Below are 17748 nucleotides of genomic sequence, written 5' to 3' on the forward strand. Positions count from 1 at the left end.
TTCTGCCCTTCAGACGGCTTCGATGAGGCTGGACAGGCTGTCGGCGGCGTGGCCGGCCGCGACCCGGCGCTCGACGAGCGCCCTGACCGGGGCGAGCAGTTCGAAGCCGACCCCCTGCCCGGCGCTGGCGGCCTCGATGTTGCGCAGCGCGTCGAGGTTGGCGTCGAGGCTCGACACGTCCGTGGCGTACCCGCGCGCGTCGATCTCGGTGGCGAACCCCGGGAGCATCGCGGTCATGGCGTTCACCCACGGCACCAGCAGCTTCGTGAACTCCACGACCGGCACCCGCTCGCTGCCGACGAGCGCCGCCGCCTGGAGGAAGCCGCCGAGCATGCCGTACATGCCGCTGAGCAGGGCCAGGTCGTACAACGGGGCCAGTCCGGGGTCAGCGCCCAGGTACGTCGCGGCGCCGAACGCGGTGAGGGTCGGCTCGTGGGCGGTGAATGCCGCCGAGCCGCTGTAGAGCACCAGGGCGCCCGGTGCGCCGATCATCTGCGGCACGGCCATGATCCCGCCGTCGAGGTAGTCGCCACCGCGCTCCGCCGTCCATTCGGCCAGCTCACGGGCCTGTTCGGGGGTGCCGTTGGTCAGGTTGACCACGAGTCGGCCGGCCAGGTTCCCGCTGTCGAGGACCGCGCGGACCGTCGCGTAGTCGGAGACGCAGACGATCACGACGGGGCTGGACGCGACCGCCTCGGCCGGGGTGCCGGCCGGCCGGGCACCCCGGGCCGCGAGGGCGTCCGCCTTGGCCGGCGATCGGTTCCACACCGTCACGGTGTGCCCTGATCCGACCAGGGCACCGGCCAGCGCGGTGCCCATCCTGCCGAGGCCGAGGACCGCGATCCGGCTGTTTTCGGGCATGCTTCACTCCATTCCACAGTGCGGGAAGCGCGCCGGACAACCCTGGCGCTTCTCCAGCCTGCGGCGGCACGCTACTTTCGACAAGTACCCACTAATTAGTCAGGTACTTACCTGGAGGTAAGCGTCATGCGTGGTCGGGTCTACAGCTGCGGCCTGGACGCCGCGATGGACGTCATCGGCGGCAAGTGGAAGGCCCTCATCCTGTGGGCGCTGCACGAGCGGGCGCGCCGGTTCGGCGAGCTGCGCCGCGAGCTGCCCGGGATCAGCGAGAAGATGCTGATCCAGCAGCTCCGGGAGCTGGAGCAGCACGGGGTCGTGCACCGGAAGGTGTTCCACCAGGTGCCGCCGAAGGTGGAGTACTCGCTGACCCCGCTCGGCGCGCGGCTCAACGAGGCGCTGCTGCCACTCGGCGACTGGGGCGAGGAGAACATGACGGCCATCGAGGCGGTGGCGGCGGCGTAGGCCCGCACCGGTCCCGCTAGGTGGTCGTCCGGGACGCGCGGTGCTGGCTGGGCCGGGTGCCGTACACCCGGTGGAAGGCGACGCTGAGTCCGAAGGCGCTCCGGTAGCCGACCTGCCGGGCGATCGACTCCACGGTCGCCTCGGTGCGCACCAGCAGGTCGGCCGCCAACGCGAGGCGCCACCCGGTCAGGTACGCCATCGGCGGCTGGCCGACCAGCTCCCCGAACCGGCGCGCGAACGCCGCCCTCGACACCCCGGTCTCCTCGGCGAGGGCCGCCACCGTCCACGGCCGCGCGGGCCGGTCGTGGATCAGCCGCAGCGCCCCGCCCGCGACGGGGTCGCTGAGCGCCCGGTACCAGCCGGGGGAATCGGCCTCCGGGCGGGCGAACCACTCCCGCAGCGTGGACAGCAGCAGCAGGTCCAGGAGCCGGTCCAGGACGGCCTGCTGCCCCGGGTCCTCCCGGCTGATCTCGGCGGCGGTGAGGTCGAGGATCGGGCCGGGCGCGCCGTCGTGGCGGACCACGAGCACCCGGGGCAGGGCGCCGAGCAGCCGTTCGGAGACCCGGCCGCCGACCTGGTAGCTGCCGGTGAGCAGGACCGTCGGGCCGTCCATGCTGTTGCCGCAGGTGCGCAGGCCCAGGATGACCTCCTCGCTGACGTCCGCGCCGTCGGCGGTCGTGCACCGGTCGGGGCCGATGACGTACAGCGGTGGGCTGAGCGGGTCGTCGCCGACCGTGAAGGGCTCGGATCCGACCACGATGGCCACGTCGCCGCTGTCGAGCGCGACGGGTTCGCCGTCGCCGGGCACGATCCAGGCGGAGCCGCGCAGCAGCGTGACCAGGGTGAGCGGGCGGCGGTCGGCGAACCGGACCGACCAGGGCGGGGCCAGGAAGTTCCGGCTGAACAGGGCCCCGTCGGACCGCACCTCGTACAACAGACTCGCCAGGGCGTCCATGGCGCGAGTCTAGACGCTCAGACATGTACTTGAGAGCGCAGACCATTCTCCAGCTCACCGTCGGCCGGTTGGATGATCACATGACGAACACCACCTTCCTGGTCCTCGGCGGTACCGGCAAGACCGGCAGCCGCGTCGCCTCCCGCCTCCAGCAGCTCGGACACCAGGTCCGGGCTGCCTCCCGCTCCGGGACGACCCGCTTCGACTGGCAGGACGAGAACACCTGGGAGCCGGTACTCGACGGCGTCGGCGCCGCGTACCTGGTCGACTCCCAGCTCGCCGACGCCGCGACCTCCGTGGCCGCGTTCAGCAAGCTCGCCGCGTCCCGTGGGGTCGAGCGGCTCGTCCTGTTGTCCGCCCGCGACTGGGTCGTGCCGGACGGCGAGGAGAAGCTGCCCAGCGAGCGCGCGGTCCGCGAGTCCGGCACGGAGTGGACCCTCCTGAAGCCGGCCTGGTTCTCGCAGAACTTCAGCGAGGACCCCTATTTCCGGGGGGAGATCCTCGACGGGGAGGTCGTGATGTCCACCGGGGCCGGTCTCGAACCGTTCGTCGACCTCGACGACGTGGCGGACGTGGCCGTGGCCGCCCTCACTGGCACGGGGCACGCCGGGCGGTCCTACACGTTGACCGGCCCGCGACTGCTGAGCCTGGAGGACGTGGTCGGGGAGATCTCCCGGGCCACCGGCCGCGACATCGGCTACCGGCCCGTCACGCCGGAGGAGTTCGCCGCCTACGCGGCCGCCCGCGACGTCCCGGAGGACTACGTGGCCCTGTTGAACCTGCTGTACGGCTGGATCGCCGAGAACCGGTTCCTCGAGCTCGGCGACGGCGTCCAGCGGGCCCTGGGCCGCGAGCCCCGCGACTTCGCCGACTACGCCCGGGCGACGGCCGGCACCGGGGTCTGGAACGCCTGAGGTGGTGGGTCCGCGCGCCCCGGGAGCGCGCGGACCCACCACCACGGTGTCAGCACCAGGGCTTGTCGAAGAACTTCCGGCAGGTCATGGTGACGGTGTCGGTGCTGGTCAGGCCCTTGTGGTCGGTGACCTTGAGGGTGACGGTGTAGGTGGCGGCCACGGCGGGGTACAGGTGGCTGACCCGGGCGGCGGTGGACGAGGTGCCGTCGCCGAAGTCCCACCGGTAGGTCAACGGCTGGCCCTCGGGGTCCGACGAGCCGACGGCGTCGAAGGTGCACGCGCCCGGGCCGGAGCACGGGGCGTTGGGGAACCGGTTGATCACGGCGACCGGCGGCAGGTTGCCGGCCTTGACCAGGGCACGGGTCCGGGCCCGCTTGCCGGCGTTGTCGGTGACGGTGAGGATCACCGAGTAGTAGCCGGCGGCCGGGTAGGTGTGGGTCGGGGTGGCCCCGGTGCCGGTGGTGCCGTCGCCGAACGCCCAGGACCAGGCGGTGATGGTGCCGTCGGGGTCGGTGGAGCCGCGACCGTCGAAGGCGCAGGTGTTGTTGTCGATGGAGCAGGTACCGGTGGCGCGGGCGGTCGGCGCGCCCGGGTCGGGGGCGGCGGGCGGGAAGACGGCCTGGTCGCTGAGGTCGAGCAGGGGTTCCTTGTAGCCGTCGCCGGAGTCGTCGGTCCAGTTCAGGTTGCCGGAGGTCAGGAGCGCGTCGCGGATCCGGCCGACGTCGGCCCGGTTCTTCGGGTCGTTGCCGTTGCTGGTGAGCCAGGCCACGGCGCCGGTGACGTGCGGGGTGGCCATGGAGGTGCCGGACAGGGTGGCGTACCCGGCGCCCTTGTAGGTGGAGTAGATGCACGAGCCGGGGGCCGCGAGCTCCACCAGGGGCCCGAAGTTGCTGTAGTTGGCCAGGGTGTCGTCGGAGCCCCGGGAGCAGGAGGACGGGGCCGTGCCGAGGCCGCCGGGCCTGCCGTCGTAGTCGGTGAGGGCGGAGACGGTGATGACGTCGGGGTGGTTGGCGGGCGAGAAGGTCCGGGCGTCCTTGTGGTTGTTGCCGGCGGCGACGACCATCACGATCCCCGCGTCGACGGCGCGGGTGACGGCGGCGTCCATGGCCGGGCTGCTGCACTCGCAGCCCAGGCTCATGTTGGCGGTCTCGATCTCGTCGGCGTGCGCGGTGACCCAGTCGATGCCCGCGACCACGCCGTCGTTGCCTCCGCTGCCGGAGTCGTTGAGGACCCGCACGGACCACACCCGGGCGCCGGGGGCGACGCCCACGACCCCGTCGCCGTTGTCGATGGCGGCGATGGTGCCGGCGACGTGGCTGCCGTGCCCGTGGCCGTCCTCGCCGGTGCCGTCGGCGCAGCTCGTGCTGTTGAGACAGTTGGTGCGGGCGACCACGTTCAGGTCGGGGTTCTGTGAGGTGACGCCGGTGTCGATGACGGCGACGTCCACGTCCACCCGCGTGTCGACCCCGTCCCCGACAGCCAGGCGGGGGTTGGCGGTGGTGAGGGAACGCGCGATGCCGGTCGGCACGACCTGCGCCGTGGTCCGGACCTGCTGGACGGCCTCGACGGAGGCGACCCGGGGGTCAGCCCGCAGCGCGCGGACCGTGGCCGCGCCCAGCGGGGCGGAGAAGCCGCGCAGGGCGTGCCGGTAGACGTGGTCGGGGGTGGTGGCGGCGACGGTGCGGGCGAACGCGGCCGGGTCACCGGCGGCGCTGTCGAGCACCACGATGTACCTGCCCTGCTCGCCCTGGTCGGCGGCGGGCGCGGCGCCGGCGGTCGCGGGGACGGCCAGCAAGAGGGGTATCGCGAGCGCCAGGAGTGTGCGTCGCATGGTGGACTCCTCAGTCCTCGGGGATGGGGTGGACCAAGGATCGAAGTCGCAAAGAGACTTATCAATAAGCAACGGGTACTTACTGACGGAACGTCGCTATCTCGGTACGCCGGGTGACGCCCAGTTTGCGCATCACCCGGGCGACGTGCACGTCCACGGTGCGCGGCGACAGGAACAGCGCCTCGGCGATCTGCCGGCTGGTCAGCCCGCCGGCGACCAGGTCCGCGATCTCGTGCTCACGGGGTGACAGGTCCCGGCCGTGGCCGCGCCGCCCCTGGCTCGTGGGCGCGCGCACCCCCTGTTCGCGGAGCAGGCTGTGGCAGCGGTGCACGTCCCAGGTCGCGCCCAGGGCCTGGAAGGCGGCGATGGCCCCGTACAGCCGGGTGATGCCGGCGCTGCCCGGTACCCGGCCGTGCGCGGCCAGCGTCCGGGCCCCGTCGTACGGCCGGGGCAGGGCGGCGTACGCCCGCTCCGCCTCCTCGAAGTCCCCCGTGCCGCACAGTGCCCGACCGGCGGCCAGGGCGGCGTGCGCGGCGGGGGCGTCGCGCCCGGCCACCCCCGCCGCGTACTCGGCGACCAGCGCCTCGGCGTCCGGACCGGGGCCGAGGGCCTCGACCGCGACCGGGAGCAGGTCGGCGGCCCAGACCCAGATGTCCTTGGCCCGCAGGTGCCGCAGCACGTCCCGGGCGATCCGCCAGGCCGCCGCCGGGTCGCCCCGCCCCAGGGCCAGGCGCACCCGGCCGGCGCCCGCGAGGGCGAGGTTGGGCAACGCGTGGGTGGGCACCAGCAGCCCCCGGTTCGCCTCCTCGAGGTCGCCCCGGGCGAGGGCGAGCAGGCCGCCGACCAGCTGGGCCTCGTGCCGGATGAGCGCCACGTCGTGCGCCTCCCCCGCCAGGGCCCGCGCCCGGTCGGCCAGCCCGTCCCACCGGCCGGCGAAGTAGTCCAGCAGCAGCTCGGTGCCGCTGACCGCGCCGCGCAGGAAGTGGCTGTGCACGCCCTCGGTGCGCTCGCGGACCTCGGCCACGTACCGGGCCGTGCCGTCGTGCCGGCCCAGCCACACCGACGAGTACGCCAGGTCCGTCGCCATCCGGATCCGGTGCAGGTCGGCGTCCGGGCCGCCCGCCTCCGGCAGCGCGCCCCAGTTCCCCGGCAGGCCCATCGACGTCAGCACGGTGCGGTAGGTGACCTCCACGCCCAGGGTCAGCACGGGGTCGGCCGCCAGTGCCGCCGCCCGCCGCGCGCGGTCGAGCCAGGCCAGGTGCACGCCGGCGGGCCGGTCGTCGTCGAAGCTCGTGGTGCCGAGCAGCGCCATGGCCCAGGCCGTCCTGCCGGGGTGTCCGGCGAGCGCGGTGACGGCCCGCTCCACGTACCCGACGCCCGCGCCGGGGCGGTCGGCGTGCGTCCGGGACAGGATCCCGAGGCACAGCAGGAGCTCGCCCCGGACCTCTTCCGGCAGGGCCGGGTCGTCCGCCAGGGTCCGCAGAGTCGACAGCACGTCGGCCGAGACCATGCCGGTGAGCGCCGCCTGGCCGAACAGCACGGCCAACCGGGCCCGGCGGGCCGGGTCGGCCCGCGCGTCGCCCACCACGTCCGCCAGCAGCTCGACCACACCCGCCGCGTCGCCCACCGCGAGGGCCAGTCGGGCGGCCGTCTCGGTGTGCCGCAGCCAGTCGGCGACGCGTCCCGCGCGCCGGGCGTGGTAGGCCAGCTGGGCCGGCGCGTCCGGCGGTAGGGCCCGGCCGGCGCGCCGGTGCAGTGCGGCGCGCTCGGGTCCGACGAGCGCCTCGTAGACGGCCTGCTGGCAGAGGGCGTGCCGGGGCGCGTACCTGTCCCCGACGGCGGTCAGCATCGAGCGGCGCAGCGCCTCGGCCAGGCCGGTCACCGCGTCGGCGGTTCCGAGGCCGGCCACCGCCGCGAGCACCTCCGCCGTCGCCGGTGCCCGCAGCACGGCGGCGGCCTCGACCAGGCGGCGCGCGGGCGGGCCGAGCAGCGCCAGCCGGGCCAGGACGAAGTCGTGCACCCCGCCGGGTACGGACTCCGCGCCCGGCCGGTCGGCGAACAGCCGCAGGGACTCCTCGACGGCGAACGGGACGCCCATGGTCCGCTCGTACAGCGCGCGGGCCGCCGGGGCCGGCATGCCCACGGCCAGCTGGGCCACCTCGTCGGGGGTGAGGGGCGGCAGGGTCAGGCGCAGCCGGCGGGTGTCGGGGCGCACCCGGGTGGTGGCGGCCGGTACCGCCCCGTCGGGCAGGTCCTCCCGGCGGTACGTGAGCACCAGGGCGAGCCGGGCGGGCATCCGGGCGGCGAGCACGCCCAGCAGGTCGGCGGTGCCCCGGTCGGCCCAGTGCAGGTCCTCCAGCACGAGGACGGCCGGGCCGAGACCGTCGAGCAGCGCGAGTACGGCGCGGAACAGCCGGTGCCGGTCCAGTTCGGGGCGGCCCAGGTCGGGCAGGGCCGGCGGCAGCCAGTCGGCCAGTTCGGGGAGCAGCCGGTGCAGGGCCCCGGTGACGGGGTTCAGGTCCCGGGTCGGGGGCGCGCCGGACAGCGCGTCGAGGAACGGCGCGAACGCGAGGGGTTCGCGGACCGGGTGGCAGTGTCCGGTGAGGACGGTCCGGCCGGGCAGGAGCGCGGTGACGTGCCGGACCAGCGCGGACTTGCCGATCCCCGGCTCGCCCTCGACGACCACGGTGACGGGTGGCCGCCCGAGCGCCGCCAGCACGGCCTCGATCTGCCGGTCCCGGCCGACCAGGCGGGTCCGGGCGGAACGTGGGTCGGTCACCGCGTCACCCTCCGCGCCCTCCCGGCACCAGGAAGCGGCAATGTATCGACATCTACCACTGCGTGTAAACACTTCCCGCCAGGTTGACGCGCGGTCAGCCCAATTCGGCGAGCACGCCGCGCATGTACTCCAGCGCCCCGCGGTCGTCGAGGTGCCGACCCGCGCCGTCGGCGGGCACGTCGCGCGCGGCCCCGGCGAGCAGGGTCGCGGCCGCCCGGGCACCGAACTCGTTGACGGTCTCCAGATAACCGAGCATCCGCGCCGCCTCGGCGGGCCGGCCGGCCTGCGCCATCATGGTGACGAAGTCGACGCACACGACGCTCGCGGCGACCAGGTTGCCGGTCTCGCGCACCTCGTCGATGTAGGAGCCGAGGATCCGGAACGCCCGCGACCGCCGCCCGCGCCGGAACGCGGCCCGCGCGTCGAGGAGCTTGTTGGCCGAGAGGGTGCGGGCCGGCAGCCGCACGTCGGTCGACGCGTCGAAGAGCTGGTCCGCCCGGTCCTGGTGGCCCTGGAACGAGGCCGAGTAGCCGAGGGTCTGCAAGGTCCAGTTCAGGAGCGTCGGCGGGCCGTGCGCGCGGTACCGGTCCGCCAGCGCCGAACCCGCCGCGTCCACCTCCGCGAACCGCCCGGCGCCGAGCAGCGAACCCGCCGACATCGTCGGGAGGAACGCCGCGAGGTGGTCGTCGCCGTGCGCGCGCAGGACGGCCACCGCGTCCGGGAGGCACCGGCTCAGGGCCGCACCCTCCCCCGACAGGTACGCGCGGGCGAAGCGGGCCAGCGGGTGGTCCGGTTCCCCGTGCCGGCGCACCAGGCGTCCGTACCCGTCGTGGTCTGCGCTCTGTTGGGCGCGCTCGGCGGTCCACAGCAGCCAGAAGGCCAGGACGTCCGTGCCGGGCCACGCCGCGCCGGGGTCGGACCGGGGTGTCGTGGCGAGCAGGCGCTCGGCCCAGTCGGCGAGCTCGTGCCGGCCGCGCAGGGCGATCTCCGTCGCGACCGGGGCCGCCAGCGCGTGCGCCAGCGCGGGGTCGCCGGCCGAGCAGGCCCACTCGACGGCGGCGCGCAGGTTCGGCCACAGCTCGCCGAGCCGGGCGACCCCCTCGGCTTCGCCGGGCCCGACCAGCAGCAGCCGGGTACGGGTGACCTGGTCTAGGCACCACGACGCGTGCCGCCGGGCGAGCCGGTCGGCGTCGGCGGCCCCCAGCCGCCCGGCCGCGAACCGGCGCACGGTCTCCAGCAGCCGGAACCTCCGGCCGCACGGACCGGACTCCACGGTGAGCATCGACCGGTCGACCAGCCCGCCGAGCAGCACGTCGACCTCGACGGCGTCGAGCGCCGGCTCGGCGGCGACGGTCGCGGTCGGGCCGTCCGCCCGGTCTGCGTCCGGATCGGTGGCGACGCACTCGGCCCCGGCCAGGTCGAACGGCCCGGCGAAGACCGACAATCGGGTCAGCACCGTCCGCTCGGGCGGCGTGAGCAGGTCGTACGACCACTGGAACGTCGCCCGCAGGGTCCGGTGCCGGTCGGCGTCGCCCCAGGCCCCGCCCGCCACGAGCCGGAGTCCGTGGTCGAGCCGCGCCACCAGGTCCGGCGGCAACAGGCTGCCCGTACGCGCGGCGGCCAGCTCGATGGCGAGCGGGATGCCGTCCAGCCGGCGGCAGATCTCCTCGACGTCCGCGCGGTACGCGTCCGGGTCGAAGGTCGGGTCCACCGCCACGGCGCGCGCCCGGAACAGCTCCGCCCCCGACCCGGCGGGATCCAGCGGCCCGACCGGGACGAGCTCCTCCCCCGCCAGGCGCAGCCGCTCCCGCGAGGTGGCGAGCACCCGCACATCCGGGCAGCCCTCGGTGACGGCCCGGATGAGGGCGGCCGCGCCGTCGACGACGTGTTCGCAGTTGTCCACGAGGAGCAGCGCGGGCCGGGACCGCAGTGCGGCCACGATGGACCCGGTCAGCGTGCGGTCCCGGTGCTGGGTGACGCCCAGGGCGTCGGCCACCGCGCGGGGCACGTCCCCGGGCGAGGTCAGCCCGGCCAGCTCGACCAGCCAGGCCCCGCGCGGCCCGCCGGCCGTCCGGGCCGCCGCCAGGGCCAGCCGGGTCTTGCCGATCCCGCCCGGCCCGACGAGGGTCACCAGCCGGGTCCGGCCGAGCGCGGCGCCGATGGCCCCGAGTTCCCGTTCGCGGCCGATCAGGGGGTGCGTCGGGTGCGGCAGGTTCCCCTGGTCGGATGCCGGTTCGGCGGCGGTCGGCGTACCCGTCGAGGGGTGGTCCTGGGTGTCGCGCAGCCGCTCGTCGTGGGCCAGGATCCGGGTCTCCAGCTCGCGCAGCCGGGGGCCCGGTTCGACGCCGAGCTGTTCGACGAGGTGCCGGCGGGCGGTGCGGTAGGCGGCGAGCGCGTCGCGTTGGCGGCCGACCCGGTACAGGGCGGTCATCAGCAGCGCCCAGAGCCCCTCACGGAACGGGTGCCGCGCGGCGAGTTCCGTCAACGCGCCCACGGCCGCCCGCGGGTCCGTGTCGACCCGGCGGGCCAGGTCGGCCTCGACCGCGCCCAGCCACCGCTCGACCAGTCCGGCCACGGTCGCCGCGAGGCCCGGCGCGTCGAGGCCGGCCAGCGGGGTCCCCGTCCACTCCGCGAGGGCCGCGTCGAGGTCCCCGGCGTCCAGGTGCGCCTGGAAACGCGCCACGTCGACCGCGTCGCGCGCCACGTCGAGGCGGTAGGCGGCACCCGCGCGGACGATCGCCCCGGCCCCCAGGCCCTTGCGCAGCTGGGCGATGTGCCACTGGAGCGTCTTCTCGGCGGTCGGCGGCGGGGCGTCGCCCCAGACGAGCTCCACCAGCCGGGACACCGGCACCGCGGACCCGGGCGCGAGAGCCAGCGCCGCGAGGACGGCCTGGGACCGCGCCGCGCCGACGCCCACCCGCTCGCCGCTGTCGGCGACGGCGCTGACGCCGCCGAAGAGTCGGATCCGGACCACGGGCTGCTCCTGGGTTCCCCCGTACCTTCGCACGGGGCGGGAACCCGGGCAAGGAACGGGGGCGGCTCGGCCGGCGCCCACACCGGGTCCCCACCGGTCGCACACCGGACGGGACCACCGTTGACCTCCAGGTCGGATACGTCCACGGAACGGGAGCGGTGACGGTGCGAAGTCGAACCTCGGCGGTAACTGTGGGAACTCTGTTCATCGTCGCCACGGCGGCGGGTGTGCTCAGCGTCGCGCTCCGGGGAGCGCCGGATGCCGATTCCCTGGCCGACGTCGCCGCGCACCGGCACCGCACGGCCCTGGGCGCGCTCATGATCGTGGTCATGGCGGCGGCGATCGCCCTGATCCCGGCGATCCTGTACCCGGTTCTCCGCCGGCACGACGAGGGGCTCGCCGTCGGCTACGTCGTCACCCGGACCCTGGAGGTGGTGCTGATCCTTCCCGCCGCCCTGGGCCCGCTGCTGCTGGTGAGCTCGGACGCCCACCCCGGAATACTGGCGACCCTGGTCTCGACCTACGGGCACTGGTGGGCACCGGTGAGCTCGGTGTTTTTCTGCCTGAGCGCGGCACTCCTCAACGTCCTGCTGTTCCGGTCGCGCCTCGTGCCCCGGCTGATCTCCGGGTGGGGGCTGGTCGCGGTGGCCCCGTATCTCGCGGCCGCCCCGCTGGTCGTGTTCGGCGTCCTCGCCCCGTCCTCGCCGTCGCACGCTCTGCTGGTCGCCCCGCTGGCGCTCAACGAGATGGTCCTGGCCCTCTGGCTCCTCGCGAAGGGTTTCCGCCCGCCCGTCGCGGGCTCGTGACGACCACAGACCAGCTGACGGGTACCGGCTCGGACGCGCCCCAGGCGAGGGGCCGGCCGTACCAGTCGGTCAGGCGCCGGTACGCCGCCGTCGCGTCGTGCGCCCCGAAATGGGCTCGACGGCGGGCCCGTAGCCGGCGTTAGGCTGGCCGGCGCATCGACCCGATCCCGGAGGAGCACCACGGATGACCGCGTTACGGCTGCACGACGACGAGTTCGTCACCGACGCCGCGACCGTGCGCGCGCTGCTGGCGGGACAGTTCCCGCGCTGGGCGGAGCTGCCACTGGTCCGGATCGGGCTGGCCGGCACGATGAACCAGCTGTACCGGCTCGGCGAGGACCTGCTCGTCCGGCTGCCCCGCCGCGCCGACGCCGTGGAGCAGCTGTACTTCGAACGCGACCAGCTGCCCCGCCTGGCACCGCACCTGCCCGTCCGCGTGCCGGAGCAGCTCGCCCTGGGCCGGCCCGACGACGGCTACCCGCACCCGTGGGCGGTCTACCGCTACGTCGACGGCGACCACCCGAGCGTCGACGACCCCGACGGGGACGCGCTCGCCGAGGACCTGGCGGCGTTCCTGCTCGCGACCCGCGCGCTCGACCCGACCGGCGCCCGGGCCGGCTACCGCACCGGCCCGCTGAGCGACCGGGACGACTACGTGCGGGAATGGGCGGTGAAGGCGGACGGGATCGTCGACGCCGCCGCCGTGCTCCGGCTGTGGGACGAGGCCCTGGCCGCACCCGCCTGGTCCGGCGGTCCGGTGTGGGCGCACAGCGACCTGATGCCGGGCAACCTGCTGGTCCGCGAGGGGCGACTGGCGGCGGTGCTCGACTTCGGCGCCGCCGGGGTGGGCGACCCGGCCTGCGACCTGACCGTGGCGTGGGACAGCCTGCCGGCCCGGTCCCGGCGGCGTTTCCGGGACGCGGCCGGCCTGGACGAGGCGGCCTGGGCGCGGGCCCGCGGCTGGGCGATGACCTGGGTCGGCGGCATCGCCTACTACCGCGGGACCAACCCGGCTCTCTCGGCCCGGGGCGAGCGGGCGCTCAACGAGATCCTCGCGGAGGCGTAGCCGACCGGGAGCCGGGGCGCGTAGGCACTCCGGCCCCCGGTCCGCGTGGACCGGTCGGCCCTCGCGAGGCGGCTCGCCGTCGGGTGCACGGTCCGGCCGCAGCTACCCGACCCGTCAGCTACGCGTCCCGCCGGCGCAGCAGCACCCCGCCGACGACCAGCGCGGCCAGGGCCCACGCCCCGAGTACCCCGATCCCCCGCCACGGCCCGATCGCCAGATCCTCCAGCCCCTTCGTCGCCTGCACCCCGAGCCCGGCGGTCATCGGCCCGACCTTCTCCAGGCGGCGGATCCATGTCGGGTCGGACACCGACAGGGCCAGGATCGGGAACAGGTACAACAGGCCGAGGACCAGGCCGATGGCCGCCGCCGCGTTCCGGACCGCGGTCGCCACCCCGAGACCCAGCAACGCGACGAGTACGAGGTACACGACCGACCCGATCATCGCGCGCAGCACCGGCGCGGCCGTCCACGAGAAGGTCTGCCCGGCGGGGAGCAGTTCGCGACCGACGAGCAGGGAGCCGAGGACGGCGACGGTCGCCGCGACGGCCACGACGGCGACCAGCACGGCGGACTTCGCCAGCAGGACGGTCCACCGGCGCGGGACGGCGGTGAGGGTGGTCCGGATCATCCCGGTGCCGTACTCCGTGCCGATCATGAGGACCGCCAGGATCGCGACGACGGCCTGGCCGAGCCGGACGCCGGTCAGGCTGACCCTCGCCGGGTCGATCTCGCAGTCGCCCCGGCAGGTGATCGCGGCGGCCGCGGCGGCGCTCACGGCGACCGTGGTCGCGACGAGCACCAGGAGCAGGCCGATCGTGCCGGGGCTGGTGCGGAACTTGGTCCACTCGGCGCGCAACGCGGTCACGCGTCCCTCCTGGTGGGTCGGTGGATGAGGCCGAGCGCGGTCACGCGTGCCTCCGGTGGAGCTGATGGGGAGGGCGCGGTCATGCGTCCCTCCTTCGGAGCCTGTGGGCGGCCAGGGCCAGGGCGAGGGCCGTCCAGCCGGTCAGGACCGCCAGGCCGGCCCACGGCGCCAGCGGGAAGTACCCCTCTATGGGGGTGTAGAGGTTGTCGACCTGGGCGTATTCGGTGGCGCTCTGCTGCACGGCGAACGCCGCCGCCGGGGTGACCCGCAGCAGCCACCGCGCGGCCTCGGTGGGCAGCACCGTCATCGCCAGCAGGTAGGGCAGCACGATCGTGACGATCGCCGCCGTGACGGCCGTGGTGCCGCGCCGGAGCAGGACGCCGAGGGCCAGGCCGAGGACCGCGGAGACGGCCAGCAGGGTCGCGGTGCCGACGATCAGCCGGAGCTCGGTCGCCGTGCTCGCCGGGTGCAGGTAGGTGCCGGCGTTCCGGAGCAGCTGCTGGCCGCCCAGGACGACGACCGCCGCGGCGACGAGTCCTACGACGAAGGTGACGGCGCCGAGGACCAGGGCCTTGGCCGCGAGGACCCGACCACGGCGCGGGCTGGCCGTGACCGTGGTGCGGATCAGGCCCCGGCGGTACTCGGCCGTGACCGACATGGTGGCGACGACGACCACGAGGATCAGGCCGGCGAACGTGCCGATCAGGGTCTGGGTGACCGTGGTACCGATCCCGGCGGCACCGGCCACGGCGGGCGCGATGTCCCCGGTGCCGGTGACCGTGAACCCGTCGCCGGTCGGCAGGAGCCCGCCGCGCTGCCCGGGTTCCGCGTTGCCGGGCCCGCCGACCGGGGTGCCGGTCCAGGTGCCGTCCCGGGACACGTGGTCGAAGAGGGCGGTCGCCCGGGACGGCCCACCCGACGCGCCCACTGAGCCGAGCGAGGACGCCATGACCTCCGCGTACTGCGGGGAGGCGACGAACATGCCGAGCTCCACGGTGGCCGGCAGGGTCATCCGGACGCTGTCGACGGTCGTCCACGTGACGCCGTCCGCGGACGAGGCCCCGGTGACGGTCTGCCCGGCCCGGGTGAGCCGCAGCCAGCTCCCGGCCCGGCCCGCCCGGTCGTGCGCGAAGTTGTGCTGCATCCGCACGCCGTGACCACCGGTGACCATGACGGCGGCGTACGCCGATCCGGGCTTCGTGCCGTCCTTGACGATCAGGCCGGCCTTCGTCCACGGCGCGAGGCCCGCGCGGTCCGGGTCGCCCAGGAGCACGCCGGTCAGGTCCGCGACCCGGACCGTGAGGGTGCCGTCCCCGGTGAGCGGCTGGTGGGCGAACATGAAGCTGTCGCTGACCTCCCCGCCCTCGGGTCCGACGGGGAGCACGCACTCCGAGCCCGTGCCGTGCCGTCCGCAGTTGCCCTGCACGCCCGGGAACAGGCCGAACATCATGACGACCACGGCGGCCAGCACCATGCCGACCACCCAGCCCCGGACGGTCCGGAACTTCGTCCACTCGGCGCGGATCATGTCCCTCACCGGGTCACCTCCGCGCGGAACTCGACGGCGTCGCGGGTGAGCTCCAGGTACGCGTCCTCCAGGGTGGCCCGGTGCGCCGACACCTCGGAGAAGGGCACTCCCCCGGCGGTGAGCGCGCCGACCACCTCCGAGGCGGTCAGCCCGGACACGGTCAGCTGGCCGGCCCCAGTCGGCGTCGCGGTGGCCCCGGCGGCGGCCAGTACCCCGGCAGCGGTGGCGGCGGTGCTCCGCACGGTGACCCGGCCGTCGGACGCCGCCGTGAGCAGCTCGGCCACGCTCCGGTCCGCGATGACCCGGCCCCGGCCGGCGATCACCACCCGGTCGGCGGTGTCCTGCAACTCGGCCATCAGGTGGCTGGAGACCAGCACCGCACGGCCCTCCGCCGCCAGGGCGCGCAGGAAGCCGCGCATCCAGATGATGCCCTCCGGGTCCATCCCGTTGAACGGCTCGTCGAGCAGTACCGCCGCCGGGTCGCCGAGCAGCGCGGTGGCGATGCCGAGCCGCTGGCGCATGCCGAGGGAGAAGCCCCCGGCCCGGCGCCGGGCCACCGACCCCAGGCCCGCCTGGCCGATCACCTCGTCGACCCGGCGGGCGCCCAGGCCCTGCGAGTACGCGATCCACAGCAGGTGGTCGCGGGCGGTGCGGCCGGGTTGCAGGGCGCCGGCGTCCAGCAGCGAGCCGACGTGCCGCAGCGGGCGGCGCAGGCTCCGGTACGGCCGGCCGCCGATCAGCGCCGTGCCCGCGTCGGCGGAGTCGAGGGCCAGGATCACCCGCATGGTGGTGGACTTGCCGGCCCCGTTGGGACCCAGGAAGCCGGTGACCTGCCCCGGGCGGACCGTGAAGGACATCCCGTCCAGGGCGGTGTTCGCGCCGAACCGCTTGCGCAGTCCGTCGACGACGATCGTCGCGTCAGTCATGGGGACCGTTCTACGTCCCGGACGGTGTCATCACGGTGCCAGGCGCCGACACCGCGTCGACACCTACGGGATGGCATCGTGGGGGCATGCGAGTGCTGGTGGTGGAGGACTTCGAGATCCTGGCCCGGACCATCGGGACGGGGCTGCGCCGCGAGGGCATGGCCGTGGACGTCGTCCTCGACGGCGCCGACGCCCTCGAACACCTGGCCGTGACCCGGTACGACGTGGTGGTCCTCGACCGGGACCTGCCCGGGGTGCACGGCGACGAGGTGTGCCGGCGGATCGTCGCGGCGCACCCGTCGACCCGGGTGCTGATGCTCACGGCCGCCAGTACGGTGCGGCAGCGGGTCGACGGGCTCGGGCTCGGGGCGGACGACTACCTACCGAAGCCCTTCGACTTCTCCGAACTCGTCGCCCGGATCCGGGCCCTGGGCCGGCGCAGTGCCCCGGCGGTGCCCCCGGTGCTGGAGAGCGGCGACCTGACGCTGGACCCGTCGACCCGGGTCGCCCGGCGCGGCGGCCGGCGGCTGGACCTCAGCCCGAAGGAGTTCGCGGTACTGGAGTGCCTGCTCGCCGCCTCCGGCCGGCTGGTGTCCGCCGAGGAGCTCCTCGAACGGGTCTGGGACGAGGCGGCCGACCCGTTCACGACGGCGGTGAAGACGACCGTCCGGCGGCTGCGGGCCAAGCTCGGCGACCCGCCGGTGATCCACACGGTCCGCGAGGGCGGGTACCGGATCGGGGCGCCCTGATGCGGCTGCGTACCCGGCTGACCCTGCTCTACGCCGGCCCGTTCCTGCTGTCCGGCGCGGCCCTGGTGAGCATCCCGATCCTGCAGTCCCGCCAGACCGAACCCGTCGGCGGGGGTACCGGCGGCGGCCCCCCACCCGCCCCGGCCCCCGAACTCGGCAACCTGATCGCCGTCTCCGTCCTCGGCCTCGCCGTCATGGTCGTCGTCGCGCTCGCGCTGGGCTGGTGGATCGCGGGCCGGTTCGTCCGCCCGCTGCGGGCCATCACCGCCACGGCCCGCGACATCTCCGCCAGCAACCTGCACCGCCGGCTCGGCCGGCCGGGCGGCGGCGAGGAGTTCACCCAGCTCGCCGCGACCCTCGACGACCTGTTCGCCCGGCTCGAAGCCTCCTTCGCCTCGCAGCGGCACTTCGTCGCCAATGCCTCCCACGAACTGCGCACCCCCCTCACCGCCGAACGGGCCCTGCTCCAGGTCGCCCTCGCCGACCCCGAACCGTCCGTGGACCGGCTGCGCGCCGTCTGCCGGGACGTGCTGGCCCTGGGCGGCGCCCAGGAACGGCTCATCGACGCCCTCCTCACCCTCGCCAGCGGCGAACAGGGCATCGAGCACCCGGAACCGTTCGACCTCGCCGACGTGGCCCGGGGCGTCGTCGCGAGCCGCGCGGACGCGCGGGTCTCGACGGCGCTGGCCCCGGCGCCCGTGGCGGGTGACCGCAGCCTGGCGGAGAGCCTGGTCGCGAACCTGGTCGACAACGCGCTGCGCTACAACGTGCCCGGCGGCACGGTCGAGGTGGAGACCTCGGCGGGGCGGGTCGCGGTGCGCAACACCGGGCCGGTGGTACCCGCCGAAGAGGTCGAGGGGTTGTTCGAGCCGTTCCGCCGGCTCGGCGACCAGCGGACCCGGCACGACGGCCACGGGTTGGGGCTGGCCATCGTGCGGGCCATCGCGGGGGCGCACGGGGCGACGGTCAGCGCGCGGGCCCGGCCGGCCGGCGGACTCGACATCGAGGTGACGTTCCCGGCCGGCTCCTGAC

Annotated in this window: 14 protein-coding genes; 6 read left to right on the plus strand and 8 right to left on the minus strand. The window is 75.0% G+C overall.

The genetic code is table 11. The features are described from left to right. Window positions 1–9: 9 nt before the first annotated feature. Window positions 10–861, minus strand: a complete 852-nt coding sequence (locus tag AB0M43_RS01110; RefSeq protein ID WP_363719946.1) for an NAD(P)-binding domain-containing protein — start codon at window positions 859–861, stop codon at window positions 10–12. Between the two features lie 126 nt (window positions 862–987). Here AB0M43_RS01110 and AB0M43_RS01115 point away from each other — a divergent pair, with 126 nt between their 5' ends. Further along, the gene (locus AB0M43_RS01115; protein ID WP_363719948.1) at window positions 988–1323 is read left to right on the plus strand and encodes a helix-turn-helix domain-containing protein; all 336 of its coding nucleotides are present in this window, start codon (window positions 988–990) and stop codon (window positions 1321–1323) included. A 16-nt stretch (window positions 1324–1339) separates the two neighbouring features. On the opposite strand, the gene AB0M43_RS01120 is transcribed toward AB0M43_RS01115, so the two are convergent. Beyond that, window positions 1340–2278 carry an AraC family transcriptional regulator gene (locus AB0M43_RS01120; RefSeq protein ID WP_363719949.1) on the minus strand — a complete coding sequence of 313 codons (939 nt, stop codon included), beginning with the start codon at window positions 2276–2278 and terminating at the stop codon, window positions 1340–1342. 80 nt (window positions 2279–2358) lie between these two features. Between AB0M43_RS01120 and AB0M43_RS01125 the strand changes: the two genes are divergently transcribed. Beyond that, on the plus strand, window positions 2359–3192 hold the full coding sequence (locus tag AB0M43_RS01125; RefSeq protein ID WP_363720913.1) for an NAD(P)H-binding protein: 834 nt from the start codon (window positions 2359–2361) through the stop codon (window positions 3190–3192). Between the two features lie 49 nt (window positions 3193–3241). Here AB0M43_RS01125 and AB0M43_RS01130 read toward each other — a convergent pair whose 3' ends face one another. The 3 genes from AB0M43_RS01130 to AB0M43_RS01140 all read right to left on the minus strand — a co-directional run bounded on the left by AB0M43_RS01130 (window position 3242) and on the right by AB0M43_RS01140 (window position 10776). Beyond that, a complete protein-coding gene (locus AB0M43_RS01130) occupies window positions 3242–5023 on the minus strand; it encodes a S8 family serine peptidase (RefSeq protein ID WP_363719950.1) in 1782 nt (593 codons plus the stop codon). A gap of 79 nt (window positions 5024–5102) precedes the next feature. Then, window positions 5103–7802 (minus strand): AAA family ATPase, encoded by a 2700-nt coding sequence (locus AB0M43_RS01135; protein ID WP_363719952.1) that lies wholly within the window; start codon window positions 7800–7802, stop codon window positions 5103–5105. A 94-nt stretch (window positions 7803–7896) separates the two neighbouring features. Next, complete coding sequence (locus AB0M43_RS01140) at window positions 7897–10776, minus strand: BTAD domain-containing putative transcriptional regulator (RefSeq protein WP_363719954.1); 2880 nt, start codon at window positions 10774–10776, stop codon at window positions 7897–7899. A gap of 191 nt (window positions 10777–10967) precedes the next feature. Between AB0M43_RS01140 and AB0M43_RS01145 the strand changes: the two genes are divergently transcribed. Both AB0M43_RS01145 and AB0M43_RS01150 read left to right on the plus strand, forming a co-directional pair. After that, the gene (locus AB0M43_RS01145; RefSeq protein ID WP_363719956.1) at window positions 10968–11582 is read left to right on the plus strand and encodes a DUF4386 domain-containing protein; all 615 of its coding nucleotides are present in this window, start codon (window positions 10968–10970) and stop codon (window positions 11580–11582) included. A 184-nt stretch (window positions 11583–11766) separates the two neighbouring features. Beyond that, window positions 11767–12648: an aminoglycoside phosphotransferase family protein gene (locus AB0M43_RS01150; RefSeq protein ID WP_363719958.1), complete on the plus strand. Its 882-nt coding sequence runs from the start codon at window positions 11767–11769 to the stop codon at window positions 12646–12648. Between the two features lie 118 nt (window positions 12649–12766). Here AB0M43_RS01150 and AB0M43_RS01155 read toward each other — a convergent pair whose 3' ends face one another. From AB0M43_RS01155 to AB0M43_RS01165, 3 genes are all read right to left on the minus strand, one after another. Beyond that, entirely contained in the window at window positions 12767–13513 is a 747-nt protein-coding gene (locus tag AB0M43_RS01155) for an ABC transporter permease (RefSeq protein WP_363719960.1), read from the minus strand. Between the two features lie 79 nt (window positions 13514–13592). Further along, window positions 13593–15041, minus strand: a complete 1449-nt coding sequence (locus AB0M43_RS01160; RefSeq protein WP_363720915.1) for an ABC transporter permease subunit — start codon at window positions 15039–15041, stop codon at window positions 13593–13595. Window positions 15042–15046: 5 nt separating this feature from the next. After that, a complete protein-coding gene (locus tag AB0M43_RS01165) occupies window positions 15047–15967 on the minus strand; it encodes an ATP-binding cassette domain-containing protein (protein ID WP_363719962.1) in 921 nt (306 codons plus the stop codon). Window positions 15968–16053: 86 nt separating this feature from the next. Here AB0M43_RS01165 and AB0M43_RS01170 point away from each other — a divergent pair, with 86 nt between their 5' ends. After that, window positions 16054–16716, plus strand: coding sequence for a response regulator transcription factor (locus tag AB0M43_RS01170; protein ID WP_363719964.1), 663 nt, complete (start codon window positions 16054–16056; stop codon window positions 16714–16716). Beyond that, the gene (locus AB0M43_RS01175; protein ID WP_363719965.1) at window positions 16716–17747 is read left to right on the plus strand and encodes a HAMP domain-containing sensor histidine kinase; all 1032 of its coding nucleotides are present in this window, start codon (window positions 16716–16718) and stop codon (window positions 17745–17747) included. The genes AB0M43_RS01170 and AB0M43_RS01175 overlap by 1 nt, the downstream gene beginning before the upstream one ends. The last annotated feature ends 1 nt before the right edge of the window (window position 17748 follow it).

This window comes from Longispora sp. NPDC051575, assembly GCF_040681875.1.
Taxonomy (GTDB): Bacteria; Actinomycetota; Actinomycetes; order Mycobacteriales; family Micromonosporaceae; genus Longispora.

Excerpts from the sequence above, each read along its gene's own strand:
- AB0M43_RS01110 (WP_363719946.1), bottom strand. The coding sequence starts at position 861 with ATGCCCGAAAACAGCCGGATCGCGGTCCTCGGCCTCGGCAGGATGGGC.
- AB0M43_RS01115 (WP_363719948.1), top strand. The coding sequence starts at position 988 with ATGCGTGGTCGGGTCTACAGCTGCGGCCTGGACGCCGCGATGGACGTC.
- AB0M43_RS01120 (WP_363719949.1), bottom strand. The coding sequence starts at position 2,278 with ATGGACGCCCTGGCGAGTCTGTTGTACGAGGTGCGGTCCGACGGGGCC.
- AB0M43_RS01125 (WP_363720913.1), top strand. The coding sequence starts at position 2,359 with ATGACGAACACCACCTTCCTGGTCCTCGGCGGTACCGGCAAGACCGGC.
- AB0M43_RS01130 (WP_363719950.1), bottom strand. The coding sequence starts at position 5,023 with ATGCGACGCACACTCCTGGCGCTCGCGATACCCCTCTTGCTGGCCGTC.
- AB0M43_RS01150 (WP_363719958.1), top strand. The coding sequence starts at position 11,767 with ATGACCGCGTTACGGCTGCACGACGACGAGTTCGTCACCGACGCCGCG.
- AB0M43_RS01160 (WP_363720915.1), bottom strand. The coding sequence starts at position 15,041 with ATGATCCGCGCCGAGTGGACGAAGTTCCGGACCGTCCGGGGCTGGGTG.
- AB0M43_RS01165 (WP_363719962.1), bottom strand. The coding sequence starts at position 15,967 with ATGACTGACGCGACGATCGTCGTCGACGGACTGCGCAAGCGGTTCGGC.
- AB0M43_RS01170 (WP_363719964.1), top strand. The coding sequence starts at position 16,054 with ATGCGAGTGCTGGTGGTGGAGGACTTCGAGATCCTGGCCCGGACCATC.
- AB0M43_RS01175 (WP_363719965.1), top strand. The coding sequence starts at position 16,716 with ATGCGGCTGCGTACCCGGCTGACCCTGCTCTACGCCGGCCCGTTCCTG.